The following is a 26285-nucleotide window of genomic DNA, read 5'->3' as shown; positions in this document are numbered from 1 at the left end:
TGTTTCTCAGCTCAAATCACCTGATTGTGATCTTGGCAAATTTACGTTTACCCACCTGTGCGATCACTGTCACACCTTTTGTCAAAGGCAGATTCTTATCATCCACCTTGACGCTGTCGAGCTTGACGCCGCCTTGCTGCACTGCGCGCATGGCTTCACTGGTGCTTTCGACCAGGCCCGCCTGTTTCAACAATTGGCTAATGCCGATGCTCTCGCCTTCAATGGTCACTTCAACTTCGGGCACGTCATCCGGGATGCCGCCTTTGGCACGGGTCTGGAAGTCCTGCAAGGCTTTTTCAGCCGCGGCTTGACCATGGAAACGCGCCACAATTTCTTGGGCAAAGCCGACCTTGATATTGCGGGGATTTTCACCGCTGGCGACTTGCGCCTTCCATTCGGCAATGGTTTCCAGCGTCGCAAAAGACAGCAAATCAATATAGCGCCACATCAGTTCATCTGAAATCGACATGATCTTGGCAAAAATAGTCTCTGGCGCCTCGCTAATGCCAATGTAGTTACCGAGTGATTTAGACATTTTATTGACGCCATCCAACCCTTCCAGCAACGGCATCATCAGCACACATTGCTGCGACTGGCCGGCCTGCTTTTGCAACTCACGCCCCATGAGCAGGTTAAACTTCTGGTCGGTACCACCGAGCTCAAGATCCGCTTGCAGGGCGACCGAATCATATCCTTGCAGTAACGGGTACAGAAACTCGTGAATCGCAATCGGTTGATTACCCTTGAAGCGTTTGGAGAAGTCATCGCGCTCCAGCATGCGGGCCACGGTATGGCTGGCAGCCAGTTTAATCATCCCCGCCGCGCCAAGTTCACTTAACCAGTTGGAGTTAAAGACAATCTCGGTTTTGGTGGGATCCAGAATTTTGAAGACTTGTGCAGCATAGGTATCGGCGTTGGCCTTGACCTGCTCCACGGTTAAGGGTGGACGGGTGGCGCTTTTGCCAGTCGGGTCACCAATCATGCCGGTAAAGTCACCGATCAGGAATAAAATCTGATGGCCCAGGTCCTGCAACTGGCGCAATTTATTAATGAGGACGGTATGACCCAGGTGCAAGTCGGGCGCGGTAGGGTCAAAGCCTGCTTTCACACGTAACGGCTTGCCTGTTTTCAGTTTCTCGACCAGCTCCTGCTCTATCAGTAACTCATCTGCGCCACGCTTGATAATGGCCAACGCCTTGGCAATTTCTGGGCTCAATGCTGGCACTTCAGATGAGGGTTGTTTGGTATCGGTCATGCGGGTATCCGTCAAATACAACGATGCGCACTGATGGCACCGTCTCAAATAAGTAAAACAGCTATTTTAACGTAATCCCATGCATTTCTGTAAGCGCGGCTGGAGCAGTGTTAAAATGACACCCATGCAAGTTTCTGCCGATCGCTCCCAGCCACGTTTGTTTATTGGACTGATGTCCGGTACCAGCCTGGACGGGGTGGATGCCGTGCTCACCTCGCAACGGGGCGAGCAACTGACACAAACGGCCACCTATTTTCTGCCCTACCCTGACGCGCTTAAACAGCGTCTACTGGCCTTGCACACGCCCGCCAATAACGAGTTACACGAGGCCGCAGTGGTTGCTAACCAGCTCGCAGAACTCTACGCGCAAGCCGTCAAGCAACTGCTTAAGCTCGCCGACATCCGTGCCGAGGCCGTGACAGCCATCGGTTGCCATGGCCAGACCATCCGGCACTGTCCGACACTGGCATACACTATACAATTGGGCAACCATGCCCGCTTGGCAGAATTAACAGGGATCACGGTCATTGGCGACTTCAGAAGTCGCGATATTGCCGCTGGCGGCCAAGGTGCACCGTTAGTGCCGGCCTTTCACCAGGCGGTGTTTACGAGTGCAGACAGGCATCGCGTCATCATTAATATCGGCGGCATTGCCAACTTGAGTGATCTGCCAGCACACGGACAAGTCACAGGCTTTGACTCGGGACCCGGCAACCTGCTCATGGATGCCTGGACGCAGCAACACACAGGCCAGCCCTATGATGCGGGCGGGCACTGGGCAGCTGGCGGGAAAATTAATCCAGACTTGCTCAATGCCATGCTGGCCGATCCTTATTTTGCACTGGCCACACCTAAAAGTACGGGACGCGACCTGTTTAACGACACCTGGTTAATGCAACTGCTGCCTCAGTACCCCGACAGTGCACAAAATGTGGCGCGTACTTTGCTTGAGTTAACAGCAGTGAGCATCACCGATGCGCTGACGCGATTCTGCCCAGGGGCTCAGGAAGTCTACGTCTGTGGGGGTGGTGCACATAATCTGGCCTTGCTGAATAGACTGCAGGCACTGTCTGGCCAGTCCATACAGCTGACGGATCAATTGGGCGTTGGCGTGGACTGGGTGGAAGCGGTCGCCTTTGCCTGGCTGGCGCAACGCTGTGTAGATCATTTGCCAGGCAATTTGGCCGCGGTCACCGGCGCGGCGGGGCCACGCATTCTGGGTGCCGTTTACCCCAACTAAGCACCGGCAACGACGCGTAGCAATGATTCCCAAAAGCAGTGCAAACGCACCAGTGACTTGATTACATCTGGTGCAGGCTTTTGATTGTTTTTTTAACTTTTCCGCGACAGTCACCGCACAAGCGGTGATAAAACAAAACGATTGCGTATAATTTAACCAACTTGATTAAAGACTGAGTACGTTATGGCTACCAAGGCGACCATTACATTTGACAACGATAGTAGCGCAATTGAGCTACCGGTACTAAAAGGCTCACTGGGCACGGATGTGATTGATATCCGCAGCTTGGGCAAACATGGTTATTTCACGTTTGATCCTGGCTTCATGTCTACCGCATCGTGTACATCTGGCATTACCTTTATTGATGGTGAAAAAGGGCTGCTTTACTACCGTGGCTATCCGATTGAGCAACTGGCCGAGAACTGTGACTTCCTTGAGGTCTCGCACCTGTTGCTGCACGGCGAACTGCCGGATAACAATCAACGTGAGGAGTTCGTGAGCACCATCAGCGAACACACCATGTTGCACGACCAGATGAGCAATGTATTTCGTGGGTTCCGCCGCGATGCGCACCCGATGGCGGTCATGATCGCGGTCGTAGGCGCCATGGCGGCTTTCTATCCAGACAACAACAATGTGTCCGACCCGGAATCACGTAAAGTGGCTGCCATGCGCCTGCTGGCCAAAGTTCCCACCATTGCCGCCTGGAGCTATAAGTACAACATCGGCCAGCCATTCATGTATCCCAAAAACAAATTGGGCTACGCCGAAAACTTTATGCACATGATGTTCGCCACGCCCTGTGAAGACTATGTGCCCAACCCGATTCTGGCCCGTGCGTTTGAGCGGATTCTGATTCTGCACGCAGATCACGAGCAAAACGCTTCTACCTCTACCGTGCGTCTGGTCGGCTCCAGCGGCGCCAACCCGTTTGCCTGCATCGCAGCCGGCATCGCCTCGCTATGGGGCCCCTCACACGGTGGCGCCAACGAAGCCACACTTAACATGCTGGAAGAAATCGGCGACGTCAGCCGCATCGGCGAATTTATCAAACGCGCCAAAGACAAAACCGACAGCTTCCGCCTGATGGGCTTTGGTCACCGCGTTTATCGCAACATGGACCCCCGCGCTTCTATCATGCGCAAAACCTGCCATGAAGTGCTCAATGAACTGGGCCTGCACGATGACCCGATGTTCAAACTGGCAATGGAACTGGAAAAAATTGCGCTTGAGGACGAATACTTCGTTTCGCGCAAACTGTATCCAAACGTGGACTTCTACAGCGGCATCGTCATGCGCGCCATGGGCATCCCCAATTCGATGTTTACGGCGATTTTTGCCCTGGCCCGCACTGCAGGCTGGATTTCACAATGGTGTGAAATGAACGCCGACCCCGAACAGAAAATTGGCCGTCCTCGCCAGTTGTATGTGGGGTCTGAGCGTCGGGAATTCGTACCATTGCATCAGCGTTAACATAGCAACACACAATAAAAACGCCGGATTTCTCCGGCGTTTTTATTTTAGGATTATGCTCGTTGCACCTCGAAACGATCTACATGCCCCGGAGAGAATGCAGCGATCACTGCCTCAAACACGCGGCTCGCCTTGTCTGAATTGTCCTCTTGATAGTTGCAGACAAACACATCCAAAGTCACATAACGCGACTCCGGCCACGTGTGTATCGTCAAGTGGGACTCCGCAAGGACCAGCGCACCAGTCACACCCTGCCCCTGACCAAAGTCATAGAAGCTCTCGCCTACAATAGTCAATCCTGCATCACTGACCACTTTTCGGCAAAAGTGCCGACAGTCGTCTACACGGGTCATCAAGGTCAACCCTGGATCCACCTCATGTAAATTGGCCATCAAGTGTAATCCACTATGCGCGAATCTTTTCATAAACGAACTGAAGCAATACAACGATCACTATTTTGAAGTATATTTACAATAATTGGTCGATTCGCATTGTATAGTAATTTTGCGTTAACCATGTCCAGTCAAATAAAAACAAACAGGGAGCCAGAGTGGGTATTTTTGACTTTGTAAAAAAACAATTTGTTGATGTCATCCAGTGGGCGGAAGAGGGTCATGGTGTACTCGCTTATCGTTACCCCATGATGGATATGGAGATTCAGTACGGCGCCCAGTTAACCGTAAGGGACTCGCAAAGCGTATTGTTTGTGAACGAAGGTCAAATTGCCGACAGCTTTGGTCCTGGTTTGCATACCCTCAACACCAAAAACTTGCCGCTACTGACCAATTTGCAGCATTGGGACAAGCTATTCGAGTCCCCATTCAAGTCAGATGTGATTTTCTTTAGCCATCGTTTGCAACTTGACCGCAAATGGGGCACCCCCAATCCGATTACCCTGCGTGATCCAGAGTTTGGCATGGTCAGATTGCGGGCTTTTGGCATCTACAGCTACCGCCTGAGCGATACGGCTTTGTTTTATAAAGAGGTGTGCGGCACGCAAGGGGTCTACACCGTCGAAGAGCTGGATGGTCAACTACGTAATGTGATGATCGCTGAACTCACACAACTGTTTGCCAGTAGTAAACTCCCTTTTATTGATATGGCCGCCAACCAGGGCCAGCTGGCGCAAGCCTTGCATGCCCAAATGACGCCTGTATTTGCGCGTTACGGTCTGACTCTGGACAATCTTGCAGTGGAAAACATCTCGCTTCCGGAAGAGCTTCAGGCTGTGCTGGATAAACGTATCAGTATGAATATGGTGGGCGATTTGAATCGGTATACCCAATACCAAGTCGCTGATGCGATTCCGTTAGCCGCGCAAAATGAAGGTGGCATGGCAGGGGTAGGCGCGGGCATGGGCGCAGGGCTGGTGATGGCACAAAATATGGCCCAGGCGATGGCACAACCGGCTAACGCGGCCACGCCAACCGCCACACAGGACGAGATTATTACCACACTAGAGAAGCTGCATACCTTGGTCAGCAAGGGGGTGTTGACTCAAGCTGAGTTTGACGCCAAAAAGGCTGAGCTGCTGGGTCAAATTAAATAAAGCGTTGTTGCTGTGATACGGTATAGTCAGTGCCCGGCTTGCGGCGCCAAAGTCCACTTTCGTGCCAGCACGACGCTGTTGATGGTCTGTGAGTATTGCCAGAGCACGTTGCTACGCAACGATATTAATCTTGAAAATCTGGGCAAAATGGCCGAACTGCTGCCAGATCGCAGCTTGTTACAAATTGGCAGTAGTGGTATCTATCTGGGCGATGGCTTTACCGTGATCGGCCGCCTGCAGTTTCAACATGAAAGTGGCCTTTGGAACAGCTGGCATTTGCTATTTGATCATGGCAAGACCGGCTGGCTCTCTGAGGCTTCAGGCAATTACTCCCTGAGTTTTCAGGTCAATGAGGGACTTCCTGATCTTCCCCTTGAGCGCTTCGTTCCGGATTTAAGCGTACCGGTCAACGGCCAGCGCATGTCCGTGATTCGTGTTGAAACTGCCAAATGTATTGCCGGACAGGGCGAGCTATCAGCTGCAGTGCCAGTAGGCCATACCTTGCACTTTGTCGAACTGGCTGTTGCACAAACCTATGCCTCTCTTGAGTTTGATGGTGCGAACCCCACGCTTTATATGGGACAGGCAGTTGAGTTAACCGCGCTTCACCTGCAAAACCTGCGGGACCTTGAACAAAGCGCGATTCAGATTTCCAGCCGTCAGCTGCAATGCCCGGCCTGCGGCGGAAACCTGAACTTCCGGCTGCAACAAGCACTGACCATCACCTGCCCCCATTGCGCCACGGTCCTGGATTCCCGCAATGACAAACTGGCAATCCTGCTCAAACAATCCAACAAGCTGCGACAATTAAACCGATTACCGATTCCACTCGGGAGCATTGGCCGCTTTGAACGCGCAACGTTTACAGTAATAGGCTACTTGCGCCGCTCTACCAGAGCCTCGGGCTTATTACACTATTGGGAAGAGTATCTACTCCACCATCCCGGCTATGGTTTTCGCTGGCTGGTCTGTAGTCAAGGCCATTGGAACCTGCTTAAACCCATCCTCAAGGCGCCGTCTATCAGTAAAGGCTACACAGGGGACACCATCGCCATGCTGGAAGGCAAGACTTACCGCCACTTTGCCAACTACAAGGCAAAAATTGACTGGGTGGCGGGTGAGTTTTACTGGCGGATAAAGGTAGAAGACAGCGCCTCTCTGGAAGATTACATTGCGCCACCTTATTTACTGAGTAAAGAGTTGCAAGGTAAAGAAATCAACTGGAGCCAAGGGGAATACCTGCAGCCAGAACAAGTCAATGAGGCCTTTGAGGGCAACCTGCTGCTTACGCCGCCAAAGGGCGTGTTTGCCAATCAACCTTGTCCGTATGAACCATCGGTCGATGCCTGGTTAAAAAACACGCTACTCTTTGTTGTCCTAGTCATCGTACTGCAATGCTGGTTTGTATTTGAATCCCGTCAGGAAGTCGTATTTAGCAAGGTCATGGAAGTCAGCGCTGTAGACAGCAGCGACTGGTCAAACTATCGTACGCTTAATCCAGAGAGCGCAAACCTGGAAAGTGAGCCATTTGAGATCCATTCAAACCATGGCAATGTGGTGATTGATATTGATGGCAATCTGGACAATAGCTGGTTGTTCTCCAGTATCAGCCTGGTCAATCTGCAAAACGGGCTGACTTACAGCAGTAGTCGCGAAATCAGCGATTATTCTGGCTACGATGGGGGCGAATACTGGCGCGAGAACGATAGCCATACAGACGTGGTTTTTAGCGCGGTTCCACCAGGACGTTACCAATTACAGGTTGAAGCAGAAAGTGAGCGTAGCTATGGCAGCGTCAATGCCAGAAAAACCCAATACCTGCGTGTGATTGCCAATGTCCCGCTCTGGCAGAATTTCTGGTTTGTGCTGATTTTCTTGCTCATTGGCCCAGCGCTCTTTTACTATTTCAGGCACCATTTTGAGCAGCAACGCTGGGCTGAAAGCGATCACCCCATGAATAATACCTGACAGGATACATGCCATGTGGCTCAGAATTTATCAATTGACGGCGATGATGGCAATCGCCTACTTTTGCAAACTGCAATATGACGGTGAACCTTTTTGGCAAAGAGATGATGCCATGCATGTCACCCGCGGCGGTTCGCATGAAGCCAACCATAAGTAAACAAAAGGAAGCATTATGGATACACTGTTACTGACTAATCTGCAAAATTCGGTCATTTTTTCATTACTAGGTGTAGTGATTTTCTGGCTGTGTTTTGTCATCATCGACAAAATCACGCCTTACCAACTGTGGCGGGAAGTGGTAGAAAAAAATAATCTGGCACTGGCAATCATTGTAGCGGCCATGTGTATAGGCATCGCCATGATTATTGCCGCCGCCATTCATGGCTGATACGGGCACTTCAACAACCAATCAACTGAGCGTGCATGACAAGGTGCTACGGCAAGCGCTGTTTGCATCTGTGTTTATTATCGCGTCATGCGGACTGGTATATGAATTAGTTGCTGGCACCGTTTCCAGTTATCTGCTTGGCGACTCGGTCACGCAGTTTTCCACGGTCATCGGCGTCTATCTCTTTGCGATGGGCGCAGGTTCATGGGCGTCCAAATATATTCATCAACATCTGGTCAAACGATTTATAGAGCTGGAGTTGCTGGTCGGACTGACAGGTGGGTTTTCCGCAGTCATTTTGTTTCTAGCCTTTGCCCAGATTGGCTACAACGGTGGCCTCGCCTTTCATGCTATTTTATACATACTGGTATTTGTGATTGGCCTGCTGGTAGGGTTGGAGATCCCGCTGGTCATGCGCATTCTGGAAGCGTCACTGACCCTGAAAGAACTGGTTTCCAGAGTACTGACATTCGATTATCTGGGGGCATTGGCAGTCTCACTGGCTTTTCCATTGTTTCTGGTTCCCCATCTGGGATTAATGCGTACAAGCCTGGTGTTCGGACTCCTCAATGTTGCCGTTGCGGTCTGGGCCATCCAGTTATTTGGCCTGCAATTGCGACAACGTCGTCAATTGTTGATCGTTGCAGCCCTGTCCAGCACAGCACTGGTCGCTGGCCTGATCTTTGCAGAGCACCTGACCCGCTACAGCGAAGAAATGCTGTTTGAAGACCGCATTGTATTTTCAAAGTCGACACGTTATCAGCGTATGGTGCTGACACAATGGCGTGATGACACACGGTTGTTTTTAAACGGTAATTTACAATTTTCCTCCCGGGATGAATACCGTTACCATGAAGCGCTCATACACCCGGCTTTAAGTGCCGTCTTGCATCCTCGCAACGTGCTGGTGCTAGGTGGTGGAGATGGGCTCGCCTTGCGCGAGATTTTGAAATACCCCTCCATCGAGCAGGTGACGCTGGTCGATCTTGACCGGGAAATGACAGACACCTTTAAACATAACCTGCGATTAAGCCAACTCAACGCGCATGCTTTTGACTCACCCAAGGTTAAGGTCATTACGGCAGATGCATTTGTCTGGTTGGACCAGCAATCCGGTTTTTATGATTTCATCGTCGTCGACTTTCCTGACCCGACCAATTTTGCGCTGGGCAAACTCTACACGACCAGCTTTTACCAGCTGATTGCCGCCCATCTTTCGCAACACGGGCTGGCAGTGATTCAATCGACCTCACCCCTCTATGCCAGACAGTCGTTCTGGTGCATCGTTAACACCATTGCGAGTGCCGGATTGCATACCACGCCTTACCACACGCTAGTCCCGTCATTTGGCGAGTGGGGTTATGTGATTGCTAGTCACCAGTCCTATCAGCCACCCGCCCGGATTGAAATCAGTGGCTTGAAGTTTATTCAAGCCCAGACGCTGCCCAGCTTATTTTACTTTCCACCTGATATGCAAGCCGTTCCTGCCGAGATCAACCGCTTGAACAACCAGCACCTCGTGCATTACTACGAGCGCGAATGGAATCATCAGGGCCCCTAAGCCATGGATAGACGGACATTCTTGCTCAGCCTGGCTGCCAGCCCATTGCTCATGCAATGCCAGTCAAGGAAAAATCAAGCGTTTGGCGGGCAGCTATTAGGCCCAGACCATGTGGCCGGACATGCACTGACCAAAGGCGAGTTTCCACCCTACTCCCAGACACGTCGTAACCGGGTAGTCATCGTTGGTGGCGGGATCAGCGGGTTGAGCGCCGCTTGGTACCTGCAGAGTCAGGGCATGCACGATTTTGTCTTGCTAGAACTGGAGGAGAATACAGGTGGCAATGCGCGTAGTGGGCATAACCGCATCAGCGCCTACCCCTGGGGAGCGCACTATTTGCCCATCCCCAACCATGAAAACCATATGCTCAAGCAGTTCTTGGCTGAAACAGGGGCAATTGTCAGCGGGCATCACACACACAAACCGATTTATCACGAGCGTTATTTGTGTTTTGCACCGCAAGAGCGGCTGTTTATCCATGGCCAATGGCAAGAGGGTCTGCGTCCACACCATGGCTTGAGCAAAAACGAACTGGCCGAAATAGAAGCGTTTGAACAACAGATGCACACATTTCGTCTGGCACGGGGAAAGGATGGCAAACCGGCTTTCAGCATTCCTCTGATAGAATCATCACAGGATCCGCAATGGTTGGCGCTGGACCGGTTAAGCATGACAGATTACCTCTACCAGCAAGGCTGGCAAGGGCAAGCGCTTCACTGGTACGTCAATTACGCTTGTAGAGATGATTACGGCATGCCGGCCAGCCAGATTTCGGCTTGGGCCGGTATCCATTATTTTGCTGCACGCCGCGGCGAAGCCGCAAACGCTGAATTGGATCAAGTACTGACCTGGCCACAAGGCAACGCTTGGTTGGCTGAGCAACTGGCAAGCAAATCTTTGACCCAAATCCAATCACGGCAACTGGTACATGCCATCAGTCAAGAAAAACACGGCATCACAGTGGACGCTCTAGATCTAAACAGCCGACAGACTACCCGCTGGCAAGCCGACCATGTCATTTATGCCTCACCCGCCCATGTTCTGCCTTTTGTGTTACGCCAACACACTGATCTGACACAATCCGCACGTAATATTTCGCATGCTCCGTGGTTGGTCGCCAATATTAGCCTTTCTCATGCGTCTACCCTGCAGGGTAATCTCCCCGTCGCCTGGGATAATGTCATTTATGACCGCCCCGGATTGGGTTATGTGGTTGCCAACCACCAAACGCTACAACAACCCAGCGAATCAGTGATTACCTACTACCACGCACTGGCTCAGGCTGATTCAGTCCGTGCACGCAGAGAACTGTACTCGAAATCCTGGCAAAGTCTGCAGCAAAGCATTATGCAAGAGCTACACACGGCCCATCCCATGCTTGAAGAGGCCATCACACGCATGGACATCTGGCGGTGGGGCCATGCGATGACATTCCCCAAACCTGGTTTTTTAACAGATCATCATCGCCTGCGGCTAAACCAACAGCACGATAGATTGCATATTGCACACACCGATGCAGCTGGCATTTCAATTTTTGAAGAGGCCTTTGCACAAGGTGTACGTGCAGCAAGCCATTGTTTACATCGTCGTGCAAAATGAAAAAGCCGGGATTAACCCGGCTTTTAGGCGCACCAGTGAGTTAAACCGAGAACGAGCTACCGCAGCCACAAGTGGTGGTCGCATTCGGGTTACGAATGACAAATTGTGAGCCCTGCAGGCTATCGGTATAGTCGATTTCTGCGCCCATGAGATATTGCAGGCTCATCGGGTCAATCAACAAGGTCACGCCGTCCTTGTCCACCTGGGTATCGTCGTCGTTCACTTCTTCTTCAAAGGTAAAGCCATACTGAAAGCCGGAACAACCACCACCGCTCACAAACACACGCAGTTTCAGCTCTGGCGTACCTTCTTCATCAATCAGCTCTTTGACCTTTTTGGCAGCATTATCGGTAAATACCAAAGGACTAGGCATTTCAAGGGTGGCTTCTGTGGTCATCATAGACTCCTGTAAAATTCGTATTGAGTATATGGCGGTATTCCGCCGGATTTCAAGTGGCCGCGTTTAGCTGGCTTCTGTCGTTGATGTTTCTGTGGGGCTTGCTTCCGACTGCTCACCCAGATAAATCAGTTTTCCTTCAATCACGGCACCGGTGTGCATTTCGAGCGATTTGTAATACAGATCACCGATAATACGCGCCTTGCTTTGCAACTCGATAAAGACGGAAGACCTCACCGGCCCGCGTATCATACCGTTCAGTACAATTTTGGAAGCCTCGACACTGCCAGTCACGGCCCCGTTTTCACTGATAATCAGCGTACTGGGATGGGTTTGCTTTTCAATGACATTACCAACAATCAAGCCATCTACTCTTAAACCACCTGCAAACTGCATATTGCCATTTAACTGCGTTTCATGCCCGATCAGGGTATCAATGTGACTGTCAATTTGAACACTTTTCTTGAAAAACATGCGACTTCCTGTTCCGATATACTTAAATGGCAATCCTGATTGCGTCAGCGCTGCTCACACAGACTCAATGCTTGGTCATGTTTTTGTAAAACACCAGCTCCTCTTTGAGCTTGATATTTTCGTCCTGTTGCGCAGTCAGTGTTTTGGCCAGGTTGTTGCTCGTTGCCAATTCCACCTGTAACTCACGCTGGGAAGCGATCAGTTTCTTCTGCAACTCTATATTTTCCGTCGTGACCTGGCGCAGGCGATGCCGAATATTTTCACTATCATCATCATGCAAAACCCAGTAGGCCAATGCAAACCCAATTACCACATAGGAGACCGCCAATATCCCCTGAAAGTACCAGGGACGATGTGAGCGCACGGCCACCTGCTTGGCAGTCAGGCCAAAGTGATTCCTGAGTCTTCTGCGGATAGGCCTGATCATTATGGCAACAATGGCAATACTTGCAAACCAGTCTCAGGGGCCAGATTGAACATCAGGTTCATGTTCTGCACCGCCTGACCAGAGGCGCCTTTGACCAGGTTGTCCTGCACGACAATGATTGTGACATAATCATCCGCCTGTGGGTACACCGCCATCCTTAAAACATTCGATCCACGGACCGAGCGTGTCTCGGGAAGCGCACCGGCCGGCATCACATCGACAAAAGTCGACCCCTTGTAGCGTTGCTCATACACCTGCTGGATGGATGCCCGCGGCGCTTGCCTATTAAGTTTGACATGGAGCGTACTGAGCATGCCGCGTATCATCGGGATCAAATGCGGCACAAAGATGAGCTGGACAGCTTCATTGCCAGACAGTTTTTTGAGTTGTGCCAGAATCTCGGGATGATGCCTGTGCCCGGCCACACCATAGGCTCTGAGGTTATCACTCGCTTCAGAGAACAGCGTAGACACTTCTGCTTTTCTGCCGGCGCCGGAGACACCCGACTTCGCATCCGCGATAATTGGCACCGAGAAATCAATCCAGCCTTGCTCAAGTAAGGGTGCCAACCCCAGCAACACGGTGGTGGGGTAACACCCTGGATTACCAATCACTTGCGCCTGCTGCACCTCTTCGCCATATAGCTCTGGCAAGCCGTAGACGGCATCTTGCAAAATATCGGTACAGCTATGGGGGAGTTTGTACCATTTTTCAAAGACAGCGGCATCCTGCAACCGGAAGTCTGCAGCCAGATCAATCACCTTCACGCCAGCAGCCACCAGCGCAGGCGCTTGTGCCATGGCCACCCCATGGGGCGTGGCAAAGAACACCACATCACATTGAGTCAGATCAACGGTCGCTGGGTCACTAAAGGCAAGTTCAACGACGCCACGCAAACTGGGAAACATCTCTGCCACAGGCAGGCCTGCTTCACCCCGTGAAGTAATGACCTGCAATTGCACATTGGGATGACGCGCCAGCAAGCGCAATAACTCTACACCGGTATATCCTGTGCCGCCAACGATGCCTACCTTAATCTTTTCCATCTGCCTTACCCAGTTGAGGAGTTAAAACGCACACTGCATAAAAAGTTAATTAATATAAATGAAAAAGGCCGCCAATGCGACCTTTTTGCACAACAGGTTTGTAACAAACGTTGAAAAATTAACGTTTGGAGAACTGTTTCCGACGACGTGCTTTACGCAGACCGACTTTCTTACGTTCAACTTCACGTGCATCACGTGTTACGAAACCAGCGTGGGACAATGCGCTCTTCAGGGCAGCATCGTAGTCAATCAATGCACGGGTAATGCCGTGACGAACTGCACCAGCTTGACCGGATTCACCACCACCATGCACATTGACCAGAATGTCAAAGCTCGCAGTGTTGTTGGTCAATTCCAGAGGTTGACGCAAAATCATGCGAGAAGTCTCGCGTGAGAAGTACACGTCAGCTGGCTTGTCGTTTACAACGATATTGCCGCTACCGGACTTGATGAACACACGTGCCACTGAACTTTTGCGGCGGCCTGTGCCGTAGTTGTATTTACCGATCATGTTTTATCCTAATCGTCTTGAATTAGATGGTTAATGGTTGCGGTTGTTGCGCAGTATGTTCGTGCTTGTCACCCGCATACACTTTCATTTTTTTGATCATGGCATAGCCCAAAGGACCTTTTGGCAACATGCCTTTCACTGCTTTTTCCAATGCACGGCCTGGGAAACGGTCTTGCATTTTGGAGAATGAAGTGGTTGTAATACCGCCTGGATAACCAGAGTGACGGTGGTACAGCTTGTCACCAGCCTTGTTACCGGTTACTTTAATTTTGTCCGCATTGACTACGATGATGTAGTCGCCTGTATCCACGTGCGGTGTGTAAATAGCTTTATGCTTACCACGCAGACGATGAGCGATTGCGCTGGCCAGACGACCCAATACCAAGTCAGTGGCGTCAATCACGAACCAGTCACGTTGTACTTCATGCGATTTTGCTGAAAAAGTTTTCATTTTATAACTACCGAGTTATAGCGTATAAATTAAGAGGGCGGATTATATGCTAGCTTGAGAAAGCTTGTCAACGGATTATTCTAAAATAATCCCTGACCAATGCCGCGAGCCTTTATGATTTTATCAGGCTGCAGATTTGGGGCTGTTTACCATCAATTTTGCAAATAAGTTGAAGTAAAGTATGCTTTTTAAGCAAAAGATCTTTGTTTTATCAGGAATAATTGCAAACAGATGCTATATTAGCTCAAGTTTCGACTTGATGCACTGAATCATTTCAACCGCAGAGATTAAAAAATAATATTTTCATGCGCTCAGGCCATTCACAGACGCGAGAGTCCACGATCACAACAGCATTGCGCTGCATGGCGTTGCCATTGTTGCTTTTGTTAGCGCCAACCTCACTCGTGCAGGGCGCAGACTTATCCGCATTCCGCTTTGAGTCTGAACCTGGCCAACCCCTGCTGGCACAAGTGCCGATCACGCATGCCACATCCAGTACGGACATCAACTGTTTTCAACTGCAGCAATCTGTGGCTGATTTTGTGCATCTGGAATACACCACACTGAGCGCGGATCAAGGCATGCTCATGCTATGGTCCGACCGCGCGATGAGCAGCCCGGTCAAAGTCACCCTAACAGATACATGCCAACGCACCGCGCAGACCTTTACCCTGCACCCGGACATGAAAGTGTCGTTTGAAGTAGAGGTGCCTCAGCAAACAGCGACCCAGCCAATTACTGCAGAGGCGCCCACCACGACCCCACAGGCTCCCTCTCAACCGATACAGGAGGGCATCCCGCTGGAGGCCTACGACAAGCTACAGGGACAAATCAATGAATTGCAGCAGGCATTTAACACCTTGCAAAGCAAATCCGATGCCCTTTATGCCAGTTCACTGGCGCAAACGAATTTACTCGCCTCTCTGAAATCGCAATTGGTCCATGTGCAGAATGAAAACCACCTGCTGCGCACACTGGTGATGACGCTAGGCCTGGCCTTGATCGCCAGCGGCTTTTTCTTTGCCGACTGGCTCAGGCGGCATGCAGCAGTACCCAAGCGCGCCAAAGGCCGTCAACCAGCCTCAGCCACAGAAGAATCCACCGGTCCGGCGACCCAGCCGCAAACCAGCCAGCGATTCGCAACCACTTTGCCGCCACTCACCAGCTCACCAAGTCCTGCACAACCAGTCTCTGGTGCGACGCAACCGCCCTATACCCAACGAACCGGAAGTCGCTTGAAGTCGGTTCCTATCCACGCCAATGATGATGTGCTCGGGCTCGAAGCGGTTCCACAAAAACTCAGCTCACAAAAAAGCACGCAGTCCGTGATGCAAGATGCTTCCAGACTCTTCACACATGGTCGAGTGAATCAGGCCATTGAGCACTTGCAACAACACCTGGCCAAACACCCGAAATGCTCCCCCTGGATGTGGCTGTATTTACTGGATTTATTATCCAAAGAAGGCAAGCACCAGGAGTTTGACATGATGGCCAGCGAGTGCCGCAAGCACTTCAACTTGAATGTAGAGCACGCGCCAGACCTCAAACAACAAGGCATCGAATCTTTCCCGCGCGTGATGAAAGCCTTGCAGCAGGCCTGGGGCACGCCGCAGGTAATTGCGCTGATTGACGACCTGGTTTACAACACCCGCCTTGTGCCGCGTATGGGTTTTGAGCGTAGCGTCTTTGAAGACCTCATGCTATTGAAAGAAATTGCCTGCCAGACACAAAACCTGCCTGCAATGCCCCCTTCGCCCAAAGCCCCGGACGAAGAGACCTCCATCAATGGTAACTTGCGCGAGTTGCAGCAACTCTCTGAAGACATCTATATCCTCGCTCCGGCAGAACAAGCGCCCTTCCAGTACTGGACCGATTTCACCTTTGAGCTGGGTGAGCCCGCTGGTGGACGCAAATCAGCCTAACCAATAGGCACCCGCGATGCCTGCCGTTAATGCAGCGCCTATCCAGATATTCTCCAAAAACGCCTTGAAACACTGCGCACGCTGACGCGTACGGATCAGCCCATTTTGCCTGAATAACTGTAAGGTAGCGGCCACCCATCCCAGCCAGAATGGCCAGCCCAGCCTGAGCTGAATGGCGACCCAGGCTACCATGGCCAGCATGACAATCAGGCACAGCATAATCGCGAACACCTCACGGTGACCAAAGGTAATCGCGGATGACCGGATGCCGATCTTAAGGTCATCCTCACGGTCCACCATGGCATAAGCCGTATCATAGGCCACTGACCACGAGACATTCGCCAGCAACAACCACCAGGCAGTTGCCGGCACAGCCCCCTGTAAGGCAACAAATGCCATCGGGATACCAAAGCCGAACGCAATGCCCAAATAGGCCTGTGGAATGGCAAAAAAGCGCTTGGTGTACGGGTAGCTAACCGCCAGAAACAAGGCGGGTACAGACCACAGCACCACTTGCATGCCCAGCGTACACACCAGCACAAACGCCATCAAAGATAGCGCTACCGCCACGGCATAAGCCTCTTTGACAGAAATCTCCCCGGTCGCCAACGGCCGGCGTTGGGTGCGCGCCACCGCGCCATCCCAGTGCCGGTCGGCAATGTCATTCAATGCGCAGCCGGCTGAGCGCATCAGTATCGTACCCAACACAAACACGGTTGCCACCCATAGATCAGGGTACCCTGCGCCTGCAATCAACAGCCCCCACAATGTGGGCCAGAGTAGCAACCAAATCCCGACCGGCTTATCCAGGCGGGTTAAGCGATAATACGCATGCCAGTTGATGGTTGACTGCATTACAAAAGCTTTCCGATTAAAAAATCAATCATGGGGATGATCCACACAAGCAGGCAAAAACACTTCTGTCACCAGCAAAAGGTGATGATGCAGACGGAACAAGGAGCGTCTTGTCCAAAGGGGATATTGCTGCAACTGCGGATGATAGCGGCATACCGCCTGATGCAAGGGATGCTGTGCGTACAATTTGCGGAACTGCAACGGCCCACGTGTGACTTTAGGATTGGCAAACAGCGCTGCCCCGAGCGGCACCCGCCCGATTGCACGCAATCGGCACCATGGTCCGCGCAAATCCTGACGCGCGATGACACTATGCGCAAACACGCGCGGCTGGCCGTTTCCGCGCAACATGACTTCTCGCACCCATGCACGGGACATCGCATGCAGGCGCAACATGGCCTGTTCGTCTACATGCGGCTTGCGCCAGGCTTGCGCCAACAGCTCCACCGAAAACGCCGGATAGTGTTTTTTCAGGCGGGCAGTTAATGAACCCCTTTCCTGCAACCAGGACCTAAAGGGGGTTTGACCAACAACCGCGCGTTGCCAGGCCCGCTCAGAAGATTGCTTCAGTTGCCGCATCTCGGTCAATGTGGCAAGGGAAACGTTTTGGGCAACCACACCCATATTTTTCCTTGTTGGCGCATGGCCCCCGCCAGTTTGCCAGCAGCCTCGCCTTCTCCCCAATACACATCGGCACGCACCCCACCCTTGATCGCCCCGCCTGTATCCTGGGCTTGCATCAATTGCTGCAAAGGTGCCACATCATTGGGGTAAGTGGTCGCCAGATAGACCGGGGCGCCCAGGGGAATGTAAAACGGATCGACGGCAACACTACGCGCAGCTGTGAGCGGCACCCCTAATGCACCCAGTGGACCGGACAACCCCGGTGGCAGCAACTTGAAAAACACATAACTGGGATTCGCATCCAGCAAACCGCGTAACTGCTCGGGATGCTGCTGTGCCCAAGACTTGATCCCCTGCATGGAAGCGTCGCTGGCGGTCATTTCTCCGCGCTCCACCAGGATCTTGCCAATAGACTGGTAAGGGTGCCCATTCTGGTCGGCGTAACCTACGGGAACACGCTCGCCGTTTTCAAGCGCAATGATGCCCGACCCCTGCACCTGCAGAAAAAATGCTTCTACCGGATCGCTGACCCAGATTAACTCACTGCCATTCAACGGCGATTGCGGCTGCTCAATTTCTGCCCGTGTGTAATAGGGAATCAGCGTTTGGCCCTGCAAGCGGCCACGCACACGTTTATACTTGAGCTCGGGAAACAATGCCGACAAATTCACGGTAATCAAGTCCGACGGCACTTGATAAAGCGGGACGCGGTAACGCGGACTTGCTTGCCTAGCCCCTTGCAACACAGGCTGATAATAGCCGGTGATCAAGCCTTGCGAGATGCCATCTGCCTGCCGCGTGGCATACACATTAAAATATTGCTGCCAGTAGGCCTGAATGGCAGACACATCCTCAGCCTGCACCAAGAGCGCGGCAGCACAAACCGCTTTCCAGTCCGTTTTGTTTTTGAGCCCCTGACATCCTTGTAGCCATGCCTTCCAGCTGGCGACCCAGTCTTCTTTTTCCAACCCTGGCAGGTCTGCCCACTGCGCGGGCTGGAGCAAGGCAAAGGCTTGTGATGGCGTAACAGGCGGGACACTGCCACTCGTACCGGGCTTTTCAACCGCAGGCTTGCTCGGAGCTGGCGATGTTCTGCCCGAGGTGTCCGGCGTTGGCACCGTTTGACATCCTGCCAGCCACAGCAGACTGGAGAGGACAAGACATAGACGGATGACAGAACTGTTTTTGATGGTTAACACGTTTGTAACTTCAACTTAAAGACCATTGATGGGTCTGCGGCCTCATGCAGCAAACAGCAGACGAGGCAAATGTTTCCGCATGCGGTTTAATGCAGCCCGGCTGCCTGATGCAACCAGAACGTCGGGATATCGACTTCAAACCAGTGACCATCGACGGCCACCATCTGATAAGTGCCATACATTTCCCCACTGGGTGTACTGAACATGACGCTACTGGTATAGCGGTATTCTGCATCGGGCGCCAGCAAGGGCTGCTCGCCGACCACCCCCAACCCTTTGACTTCCCGCACCTGTTGCATGGCATCGGTAATCACCCAGTGTCGACTGATCAGCTGCGCAGGCGTTTGCCCGGTATTGCGGATCGTAATCGTATAGGCATAGATGTACTGCCCCGTTTCCGGCGAAGACTGATCAGGCAAGTACTCTGTCTCGACAGACACCTGACAGGCATAGAGGGCGCGTTCGGTCACATTTATCCTATCATGCCAGTGGTTGGTGAACTAGGGCTGGCAGAATACAGCTTTTTCGCCATACGTCCGGCTAAAAAGGACTCACGGCCAGCCTCAATGGCTTTTTTCATGGCGCCTGCCATCAATACCGGGTCACGCGCAGCCGCAATCGCAGTATTCATCAACACGCCGGCACAACCTAGCTCCATCGCAATCGCCGCATCAGACGCACAGCCTACGCCAGCATCCACCAAGACCGGAATCTTGGCATTTTCGATGATAATTTGCAGATTCCATGGATTTAAAATCCCCATGCCGGAACCAATCAGCGAGGCCAAGGGCATCACTGCCACACAGCCAATGTCCTCCAGCTGCTTGGCGATGATCGGGTCATCCGAGGTATACACCATGACCTCAAAGCCTTCTTTGACCAGCGTTTTGGCCGCAGCAATGGTTTCGATCACATTCGGATACAAGGTATTCGGATCACCCAATACCTCCAGCTTGACCAGGCGGTGATCATCCAGCAACTCACGCGCCAGACGCAAGGTGCGCACGGCTTCTTCAGCACTGTAACAACCCGCGGTATTCGGCAGATAAGTAAATTCGTTCGGCGGCAAATACTCCAGCAGAGAAGGTTCGTTTGCATGTTGACCGATATTGGTCCGGCGGATGGCCACGGTAATAATTTCAGCGCCACTGGCGTCTATCGCAGCGCGTGTCTGCGTAAAGTCCTGGTATTTGCCGGTGCCAACCAACAGTCTGGATTGATAAGATTGACCGGCAATCACTAAAGCATCATTCATCATTAAACTTTCTATTCCATTCTTAGCTGCATAACGCTGATGAGATCGCGCTTAACCGCCACCGACCGCACCGACGATTTCCAGCTTGTCATCCGCGTGTAACTGCACGTGGGCAAACTGACTACGCGGCACAATATCGCCATTACGCTCAATCGCAATGCGCTTGCCTGTCAGTTGCATCTGCTCGACCAACGCTTGCACACTCATGGCCTCTGCGGCAAGTTGCATGGCTTTACCATTGACGAAAATTTGCATGCTGCTTTTAAAGGTTTTATTAAACAAGCCGATATTCTACGAAAAATCAGCGGATTTGGCTTTCAGTTTTTACGTCACATGGTTTCAAGCCATCTTCAACACGTGTCATCCAACCTGGAGGAGTATGCGTTATTTTAAGCGTGAACATGGCACCATGTTTGCTTTAATGTTGTAGCGATACAAATATGCCTGAAGAATTTGACAAGTTTGGTCACTACGGCAAATTCCGCATTGCTGCAGAATGAACTTTTTGTTAATTTTGGCGCCACAAGCACGGCGAACACAATTCGTTGTTTTGTGTAATGAATATTGAGAATCCCAAAAGGAAGAGTAAAAATGCAAATCGTAGAATCCTACCAAGCCGTTTCATCACAACATTTTTTGATTGATGAAATTTACGCCCCCAGCCTCAACAATGCTGCTCCCAACGCTAAAGCGTTTGCCGAAGAACAGCAACACCTGAAAGCCATCAACGAGCTTCATCGCTTTTTGGAATCGAGTTGCGACTGCGTTTAATACGCAGGGCGTTTCAAACCGACCCCGCAACGGGTCACTGATTTTCAAGTTGGATGCTTGAATCCAATCTTGGGTTAGCCGGAAATATGTGAAAATTCACTTCGGGCGCCCTTTACCCAAAAATTGCGCAACGACTGCGATATCGAAGTCCCTGCGTTAAAGTAGAGGTAATGATGAGACAAATAAAAAAGATGGCTTTTATCGCCATCTTTTTTATTTTCAGCGGTTGATTCAGAAGCAGCGACGACCCGTAAGAGCGGTCACTGCTATCCTAAGAAACTGCAGACTATTCAACCGACAGCTGTGGACGACCAGCTTCTGGCCAATCTAAGTGGAAGAACTGACCACGTGGCTGATCTTTGCGCTCATAGGTATGTGCGCCAAAGTAGTCACGCTGGCCTTGCAGCAGGTTGGCTGGCAAGTCAGCACTTCTGTAGCCATCATAGTAAGCCAATGCCGCCGCGAAGCCTTGTGCCGGAATGCCATTGGTCACAGCCAACGCAATCACTTTACGCCAGCCGGCCTGACCTTCGTTCATCGCATTGGTGAAGTATGGATCCAGCATCAAGTTTTTCAGGCGTGAGTTCAATGCATAAGCATCGGTAATTTTTTGCAGGAAGCGCGCGCGGATGATACAACCGCCACGCCAGATCTGGGCAATTTCACCGAAGTTGAGTTTCCAGTTGTAAGCCACTTGCGCCTTATCAATCAGCTGGAAGCCTTGTGCGTAGGCGCAGATTTTGGAGCAATACAAGGCATTCTTGATCGCCTCAATGGTTGCAACTTTGTCTTTCTCTTGCACAATCACTGGACCTTTGAGGATCTTGCTGGCTTCAACACGCTCCTCTTTCAGGCTGGATAATGCACGCGCATAGACGGCAGCTGCAATCGCATTTGCGGGGGCACCCAGTTCGAGCGCATTGGCCGCCGTCCACTGGCCAGTGCCTTTTTGGCCTGCCGTATCGAGAATCTGGTCAACCAGGAAGCCTTTGCCAGCCGGATCTTTTTGCTGCAGGATATCGGCCGTAATTTCAATCAGGAAGCTGGACAGCTCACCTTTGTTCCACTCGGCAAACACTTTGCCGATTTCATCGGCCGGCATGCCCAGCAGATTTTTCATCAGCCAGTAGGCTTCGCAAATCAACTGCATATCGATGTACTCGATACCGTTGTGCACCATTTTTACATAGTGACCTGCACCGTCCGGGCCGATATATTCCGCGCAAGAGAACCCACCCTGAACTGGTTTGCCAGGTGCGCCACCTTCTAACGGGGCACCGGTCACAGGATCCACTTTGGCTGCAATATCGCGCCAGATGGGCTCCAGACTAGCCCAGGCCTTGCGTGTACCGGAAGGCATCAGCGATGGACCAAAGCGGGCACCGGTTTCACCACCAGACACGCCGGAACCAATAAACTCAATGCCTTTGGCAGCAAGCTCTTTTTCGCGACGGATGGTGTCCGTCCACAGCGCATTACCGCCATCAATAATAATGTCCCCCTGCTCCAGGAAAGGTAACAGGGCATTAATGGTCACATCGGTCGCGCTCCCGGCTTTCACCAGCAACACAATCTTGCGTGGACGCTTGATGCTCAGTACAAAAGAGGCCAAATCAGCATGCCCCACCACACGTTCGTGTGAGGGCTCATTCTTTTTACACTCCTCGATGAAGTTCAGCATTTTTTTCGGGTCACGGTTATAGACCGCAATGGTATAGCCGTGATCAGCAATGTTAAGCGCCAGGTTTTGGCCCATCACTGCCAATCCTACCAATCCAATATCCGCATTTTTTATAGTCATAGTTCTCTCTAAACAATGGTTAATTTAGTTGAAAAAAAAGCACAGGCTTTTGGCCTGTGCTTGGACTAGGGTATGTATTGAATATCCCATGCAAGTTGTTTTGAGAATCGCAACTGGCATAACATTTTCAGCACCTTAGTTTTCTTTCGCTCAAGTGTTCCAGTCGGTTACTTGAGTACGTTACCGAACATCTGCAAGGTCAATTGATATCCAATGTTGACCAGCTGCGCATCGTAACGTTCCCCTTCATCGCGCATGAAGGCATGTTGTCCATTAAATTCATGCCAGGTGTAATGCAGTCCGGGCACCGCGGCAAAGCGGTTATACAGCTCTGCACGCTTATCCCCCGGGATATGAGGGTCTTGCTTGCCCCAGATCATAAGCAACTCGCCCTTGATTTCGCCGACACGGTCCATGCTGTGCTGACCAGGCTGGTTCGGGATAATGTTGGTGTGCAAATCGGTGGCATAGAAACAGGCCGTCGCTTTGACTTCGGGTTGCAAAGCTGCACGGAAAGCCAGGTGACCACCGATACAAAAACCGGCCGCACCCAAATTGCCGTCATACCAGGCTTGCTTGTTCAGATAGTCAATCATGGCGCGGTTATCCGTGTCGTAGGCCTGCACATCTTTGGCCATTTTGTCCGCATTGCCTTTGTCACGGCCAGCATCGTCATAGCCCAATACCGTGCCAATCGGATTCAACTCATGGAACACTTCAGGCACCAGCACGGCATAACCATGCCCTGCTAAAAAGCGCGCTGCGCGCTCAATCGGACCGGTCTGCTGAAAAATTTCAGAGTAAAACAAAACCGCAGGCACTTTGCCATCGTGTTTTGGACGATGAACATAAGTACGCATCACCCCGGTCGGGGTGTCCAAATCAACGATTTCGCTCGTAATCAGCATGATAAATCCTTAAACAATCAAAAAATACCGGCTATTCTAGCGCTGTTTGCATGGCTTTTCACAGATATTGTGTCAGGGCAAGCAGAATTTTTTGCAATTCCGGCTGACAAAGTCGAGGTAGCTTGCCTTCATCACCAACCATGGGAGTTTGTATGCGCCCCTCATTCAATCTTGTTTGCTTCATGCTCTTCAGCACGAGCGCTTTGGTGGCCCATGCCGAGCTCGACCATGAGCTGGTTTACCGACTGAAAGCCTCGGTGGTAAAAGTGCACAGCATGACGCAAACGGGCGGTCACGGCGTCGGCAGCGGCGTGGTTGTGGCGCCAGATACAGTGGCTACCAATTGCCATGTGCTGGCAAACAGCAGCGGCGTTAGCGTTTCCAAATTCGGTGATAGCGTCAGCCCGGTTGGCATGGTCGCGGACTGGAAACACGATATCTGCCTGTTGAAATTTCAATATCTGGAACTGCCGCCAGTCAAGCTGGGCACAACCGCCGCCTTACATTATGGTGATGCCGTCTTTTCCATCGGCTTTCCAGGTGGACCGCCCAAGCCACAAACCATCGCAGGCCATGTGAAAGCCTTGTACCCCTATGATGACAGCCTGATTGTGCGCACCGATGCCGCGTTTATCATGGGCGCCAGTGGCAGCCCGACCTTTAACCAGACAGGTGAACTGGTTGCTTTAAGCACGTTTAAAAGTCCCGGCAAACAGGCCTACTTTTATAGTGTGCCGGTCGAGTGGATACAAACGCTGCTTGGCAAACAAGCCAGCAACAGCATTCAGGCCGACGCCACTCCCTTTTGGGACTTACCGCTGAATGAGCGCCCATTCTGGATGCAAGTGGTGATTCCTTACCAAAACAGCGACTGGCCGGCCGTAGAGCAGATCGCGCGCACTTGGTTAAGCCAGCAAGCAGAGGCCGCAGAAGCACACTTTTATTTAGCCAGTGCGCTACATGGGCAAGGGCACCTCGCCGCAGCCCAACAAGCCTATTTACAAGCCACTAAGCTGGAGCCGAACTATCTGGAGGCTTGGTCAGGACTGACCTTGCTCGCTCAACAATCCGCGCAGCCAAGCTTGCAGGCGGAGGCTGAGCGCCACCTTCAACAGCTCGCCAGCCAGACTCAATAGCTTGGACACACTCGCTGACCACAAGCCATCCGGCCAAGCGTACGCATGATCAACCCCAGAGGCTCTGCTAGAATAGCGTTTTTAATGTTTATCCGATTGCTCCGCCATGACCTCTCGCAACCAGCAACTGTTTGAAAAATCCCAGCAACTGATTCCAGGCGGCGTCAACTCGCCGGTACGCGCGTTTCGTAGCGTCGGTGGCACGCCCATCTTTTTCAAAAAGGGCCTCGGCTCCAAGCTCTGGGATGCGGATGGTAAAGAATACATTGACTACATCAACTCCTGGGGCCCCATGATTTTGGGACATGCCCATCCGGAAGTTGTTGCAGCCGTGCAGCAAGCGGCCGCCAACAGCCTGAGTTTCGGCGCGCCAACCGGCCTCGAGCTCGAAATGGCTGAATTAATTAATCAACTTGTGCCCAGCATGGAACAAGTACGCCTGGTCAGCAGCGGGACCGAAGCGACCATGAGCGCTATTCGCGTGGCCCGTGGCTTTACCAAGCGCAATAAAATCATCAAATTTGAAGGCTGTTACCACGGCCATGCCGATGCCTTGCTCGTTAAGGCTGGCTCCGGCTTGCTCACCTTTGGCGAACCCAGCTCCGCCGGTGTCCCGCCAGAAGTCGCTGCGCACACCCTGACGCTCGATTACAACAACTCGCAAATGCTCAAAGACACCTTTGCCAGCATGGGGGACGAGATTGCCTGCGTGATTCTGGAGCCGGTAGTCGGCAATATGAACCTGATTGTGCCTCACCGCGAGTTCTTAACCACTTTGCGTGAACTGTGCACTCAGCATGGCACGGTGCTGATTTTTGATGAAGTCATGACCGGCTTCCGCGTGGCACTGGGCGGTGCACAGGCACTGTATGGCATTAGACCGGACATGACGACCCTGGGCAAAGTCATTGGAGGCGGCCTGCCCGTAGGCGCCTTTGGTGGCCGCAAAGACATCATGAGCGTGCTCGCACCACTGGGGCCGGTTTACCAGGCCGGCACCCTATCAGGCAATCCCGTGGCAGTGACCGCCGGGCTGACCACCCTCAAACTGATCCAGGCACCCGGCTTTTATGAGGCACTGACGGCAAAAACAGCGCAGTTAATGGACGGCATGAAGCAGGCAGCACACAAAGCGGGCGTCACATTTAGCGCACAAAGCGTAGGCGGCATGTTTGGCCTCTATTTTAGCGCCAGCAACCCCACCAGCTACGCCGACATGATGCAGGCAGATAAAAATGCCTTTAATCACTTCTTCCACAGCATGCTGAACAGCGGCATTTATCTGGGGCCATCCGCATTTGAGGCGGGCTTTGTCTCGGCGGCACATACCGATGCCGATGTCGCCCAAACCATACAGGCGGCCGAACAAGCCTTTGCCAGCCTGTAAGCCAGACGTTTGCGTGGCGATTGCCACTCAGGCTCGCCACGCAAACCAATCGCCACACCACTGACATCCAGGATGGCGCCCCCTGAGC

General features: G+C 52.0%; 28 protein-coding genes. 12 read left to right on the top strand and 16 right to left on the bottom strand.

Going from position 1 to position 26285, the window contains the following annotated elements; genetic code table 11:
• Nucleotides 1-16: 16 nt before the first annotated feature.
• Nucleotides 17-1255, bottom strand: a complete 1239-nt coding sequence (gene tyrS, locus GOC95_RS07010) for a tyrosine--tRNA ligase (RefSeq protein ID WP_275356459.1) — start codon at nt 1253-1255, stop codon at nt 17-19.
• A gap of 124 nt (nt 1256-1379) precedes the next feature.
• On the opposite strand from tyrS, the gene GOC95_RS07005 reads away from it, so the two are divergent.
• Nucleotides 1380-2495: an anhydro-N-acetylmuramic acid kinase gene (locus GOC95_RS07005; RefSeq protein ID WP_275356794.1), complete on the top strand. Its 1116-nt coding sequence runs from the start codon at nt 1380-1382 to the stop codon at nt 2493-2495.
• Nucleotides 2496-2678: 183 nt separating this feature from the next.
• Complete coding sequence (gene gltA / locus GOC95_RS07000; RefSeq protein WP_275356458.1) at nt 2679-3968, top strand: citrate synthase; 1290 nt, start codon at nt 2679-2681, stop codon at nt 3966-3968.
• 53 nt (nt 3969-4021) lie between these two features.
• Here the strand turns inward: gltA and speD are convergent, their stop codons facing one another.
• Nucleotides 4022-4393 (bottom strand): adenosylmethionine decarboxylase, encoded by a 372-nt coding sequence (gene speD, locus GOC95_RS06995; protein ID WP_275356457.1) that lies wholly within the window; start codon nt 4391-4393, stop codon nt 4022-4024.
• 125 nt (nt 4394-4518) lie between these two features.
• Between speD and GOC95_RS06990 the strand changes: the two genes are divergently transcribed.
• From GOC95_RS06990 to GOC95_RS06965, 6 genes are read left to right on the top strand one after another with little or no spacing between them, the layout of a single operon-like run.
• A complete protein-coding gene (locus tag GOC95_RS06990) occupies nt 4519-5517 on the top strand; it encodes an SPFH domain-containing protein (protein ID WP_275356456.1) in 999 nt (332 codons plus the stop codon).
• 12 nt (nt 5518-5529) lie between these two features.
• Nucleotides 5530-7485 carry a DUF4178 domain-containing protein gene (locus GOC95_RS06985; RefSeq protein WP_275356455.1) on the top strand — a complete coding sequence of 652 codons (1956 nt, stop codon included), beginning with the start codon at nt 5530-5532 and terminating at the stop codon, nt 7483-7485.
• Nucleotides 7486-7498: 13 nt separating this feature from the next.
• Nucleotides 7499-7642 (top strand): hypothetical protein, encoded by a 144-nt coding sequence (locus GOC95_RS06980; RefSeq protein WP_156171694.1) that lies wholly within the window; start codon nt 7499-7501, stop codon nt 7640-7642.
• Nucleotides 7643-7657: 15 nt separating this feature from the next.
• Nucleotides 7658-7873 (top strand): DUF350 domain-containing protein, encoded by a 216-nt coding sequence (locus GOC95_RS06975; protein ID WP_049639492.1) that lies wholly within the window; start codon nt 7658-7660, stop codon nt 7871-7873.
• Entirely contained in the window at nt 7866-9434 is a 1569-nt protein-coding gene (locus GOC95_RS06970; protein ID WP_275356454.1) for a polyamine aminopropyltransferase, read from the top strand. The genes GOC95_RS06975 and GOC95_RS06970 overlap by 8 nt, the downstream gene beginning before the upstream one ends.
• Before the next feature lie 3 nt (nt 9435-9437).
• Nucleotides 9438-11033 carry an FAD-dependent oxidoreductase gene (locus GOC95_RS06965; RefSeq protein WP_275356453.1) on the top strand — a complete coding sequence of 532 codons (1596 nt, stop codon included), beginning with the start codon at nt 9438-9440 and terminating at the stop codon, nt 11031-11033.
• Between the two features lie 40 nt (nt 11034-11073).
• Here GOC95_RS06965 and erpA read toward each other — a convergent pair whose 3' ends face one another.
• The 6 genes from erpA to rplM all read right to left on the bottom strand — a co-directional run bounded on the left by erpA (nt 11074) and on the right by rplM (nt 14339).
• Nucleotides 11074-11430, bottom strand: a complete 357-nt coding sequence (erpA, locus tag GOC95_RS06960; protein WP_194749778.1) for an iron-sulfur cluster insertion protein ErpA — start codon at nt 11428-11430, stop codon at nt 11074-11076.
• 66 nt (nt 11431-11496) lie between these two features.
• Nucleotides 11497-11904, bottom strand: coding sequence for a polymer-forming cytoskeletal protein (locus GOC95_RS06955; protein ID WP_275356451.1), 408 nt, complete (start codon nt 11902-11904; stop codon nt 11497-11499).
• Nucleotides 11905-11968: 64 nt separating this feature from the next.
• On the bottom strand, nt 11969-12331 hold the full coding sequence (locus tag GOC95_RS06950; RefSeq protein WP_194749718.1) for a hypothetical protein: 363 nt from the start codon (nt 12329-12331) through the stop codon (nt 11969-11971).
• Entirely contained in the window at nt 12331-13377 is a 1047-nt protein-coding gene (argC, locus tag GOC95_RS06945; RefSeq protein ID WP_275356450.1) for an N-acetyl-gamma-glutamyl-phosphate reductase, read from the bottom strand. Before argC ends, GOC95_RS06950 begins: the two co-directional genes overlap by 1 nt.
• A gap of 118 nt (nt 13378-13495) precedes the next feature.
• A complete protein-coding gene (gene rpsI / locus GOC95_RS06940) occupies nt 13496-13888 on the bottom strand; it encodes a 30S ribosomal protein S9 (protein WP_049639496.1) in 393 nt (130 codons plus the stop codon).
• Between the two features lie 22 nt (nt 13889-13910).
• Complete coding sequence (gene rplM / locus GOC95_RS06935) at nt 13911-14339, bottom strand: 50S ribosomal protein L13 (protein WP_194749720.1); 429 nt, start codon at nt 14337-14339, stop codon at nt 13911-13913.
• A 362-nt stretch (nt 14340-14701) separates the two neighbouring features.
• On the opposite strand from rplM, the gene GOC95_RS06930 reads away from it, so the two are divergent.
• The gene (locus GOC95_RS06930; protein WP_275356449.1) at nt 14702-16261 is read left to right on the top strand and encodes a hypothetical protein; all 1560 of its coding nucleotides are present in this window, start codon (nt 14702-14704) and stop codon (nt 16259-16261) included.
• Here GOC95_RS06930 and ubiA read toward each other — a convergent pair.
• The 6 genes from ubiA to thiS form a co-directional block, all read right to left on the bottom strand.
• Nucleotides 16253-17116 (bottom strand): 4-hydroxybenzoate octaprenyltransferase, encoded by an 864-nt coding sequence (ubiA, locus tag GOC95_RS06925; protein WP_275356448.1) that lies wholly within the window; start codon nt 17114-17116, stop codon nt 16253-16255. The genes GOC95_RS06930 and ubiA overlap by 9 nt on opposite strands.
• Before the next feature lie 24 nt (nt 17117-17140).
• Nucleotides 17141-17740, bottom strand: coding sequence for a chorismate lyase (locus GOC95_RS06920; RefSeq protein WP_275356447.1), 600 nt, complete (start codon nt 17738-17740; stop codon nt 17141-17143).
• Nucleotides 17701-18939: an MltA domain-containing protein gene (locus tag GOC95_RS06915; RefSeq protein WP_275356446.1), complete on the bottom strand. Its 1239-nt coding sequence runs from the start codon at nt 18937-18939 to the stop codon at nt 17701-17703. The genes GOC95_RS06920 and GOC95_RS06915 overlap by 40 nt, the downstream gene beginning before the upstream one ends.
• Nucleotides 18940-19025: 86 nt before the next feature.
• Nucleotides 19026-19409, bottom strand: coding sequence for a Co2+/Mg2+ efflux protein ApaG (gene apaG, locus GOC95_RS06910; RefSeq protein WP_275356445.1), 384 nt, complete (start codon nt 19407-19409; stop codon nt 19026-19028).
• 2 nt (nt 19410-19411) lie between these two features.
• On the bottom strand, nt 19412-20194 hold the full coding sequence (locus GOC95_RS06905) for a thiazole synthase (protein WP_275356793.1): 783 nt from the start codon (nt 20192-20194) through the stop codon (nt 19412-19414).
• Nucleotides 20195-20245: 51 nt separating this feature from the next.
• Nucleotides 20246-20449, bottom strand: a complete 204-nt coding sequence (gene thiS / locus GOC95_RS06900; protein WP_194749782.1) for a sulfur carrier protein ThiS — start codon at nt 20447-20449, stop codon at nt 20246-20248.
• A gap of 336 nt (nt 20450-20785) precedes the next feature.
• Between thiS and GOC95_RS06895 the strand changes: the two genes are divergently transcribed.
• Complete coding sequence (locus tag GOC95_RS06895) at nt 20786-20965, top strand: hypothetical protein (protein WP_194749724.1); 180 nt, start codon at nt 20786-20788, stop codon at nt 20963-20965.
• Nucleotides 20966-21251: 286 nt separating this feature from the next.
• On the opposite strand, the gene gndA is transcribed toward GOC95_RS06895, so the two are convergent.
• Both gndA and GOC95_RS06885 read right to left on the bottom strand, forming a co-directional pair.
• Nucleotides 21252-22766: an NADP-dependent phosphogluconate dehydrogenase gene (gene gndA, locus GOC95_RS06890; RefSeq protein WP_194749725.1), complete on the bottom strand. Its 1515-nt coding sequence runs from the start codon at nt 22764-22766 to the stop codon at nt 21252-21254.
• Between the two features lie 167 nt (nt 22767-22933).
• Nucleotides 22934-23674 (bottom strand): dienelactone hydrolase family protein, encoded by a 741-nt coding sequence (locus GOC95_RS06885; protein ID WP_194749726.1) that lies wholly within the window; start codon nt 23672-23674, stop codon nt 22934-22936.
• A gap of 182 nt (nt 23675-23856) precedes the next feature.
• Here GOC95_RS06885 and GOC95_RS06880 point away from each other — a divergent pair, with 182 nt between their 5' ends.
• Complete coding sequence (locus GOC95_RS06880; protein WP_275356444.1) at nt 23857-24810, top strand: serine protease; 954 nt, start codon at nt 23857-23859, stop codon at nt 24808-24810.
• Nucleotides 24811-24916: 106 nt separating this feature from the next.
• Nucleotides 24917-26197, top strand: coding sequence for a glutamate-1-semialdehyde 2,1-aminomutase (hemL, locus tag GOC95_RS06875; protein WP_275356443.1), 1281 nt, complete (start codon nt 24917-24919; stop codon nt 26195-26197).
• Nucleotides 26198-26285: the final 88 nt, after the last annotated feature.

Source organism: Methylophilus sp. YYY-1 (assembly GCF_029132825.1).
Taxonomy (GTDB): domain Bacteria; phylum Pseudomonadota; class Gammaproteobacteria; order Burkholderiales; family Methylophilaceae; genus Methylophilus; species Methylophilus glucosoxydans.
The sequence above is the reverse complement of the archived record's forward strand: the minus strand, read 5'-3'. Positions and strand labels throughout refer to the sequence as shown.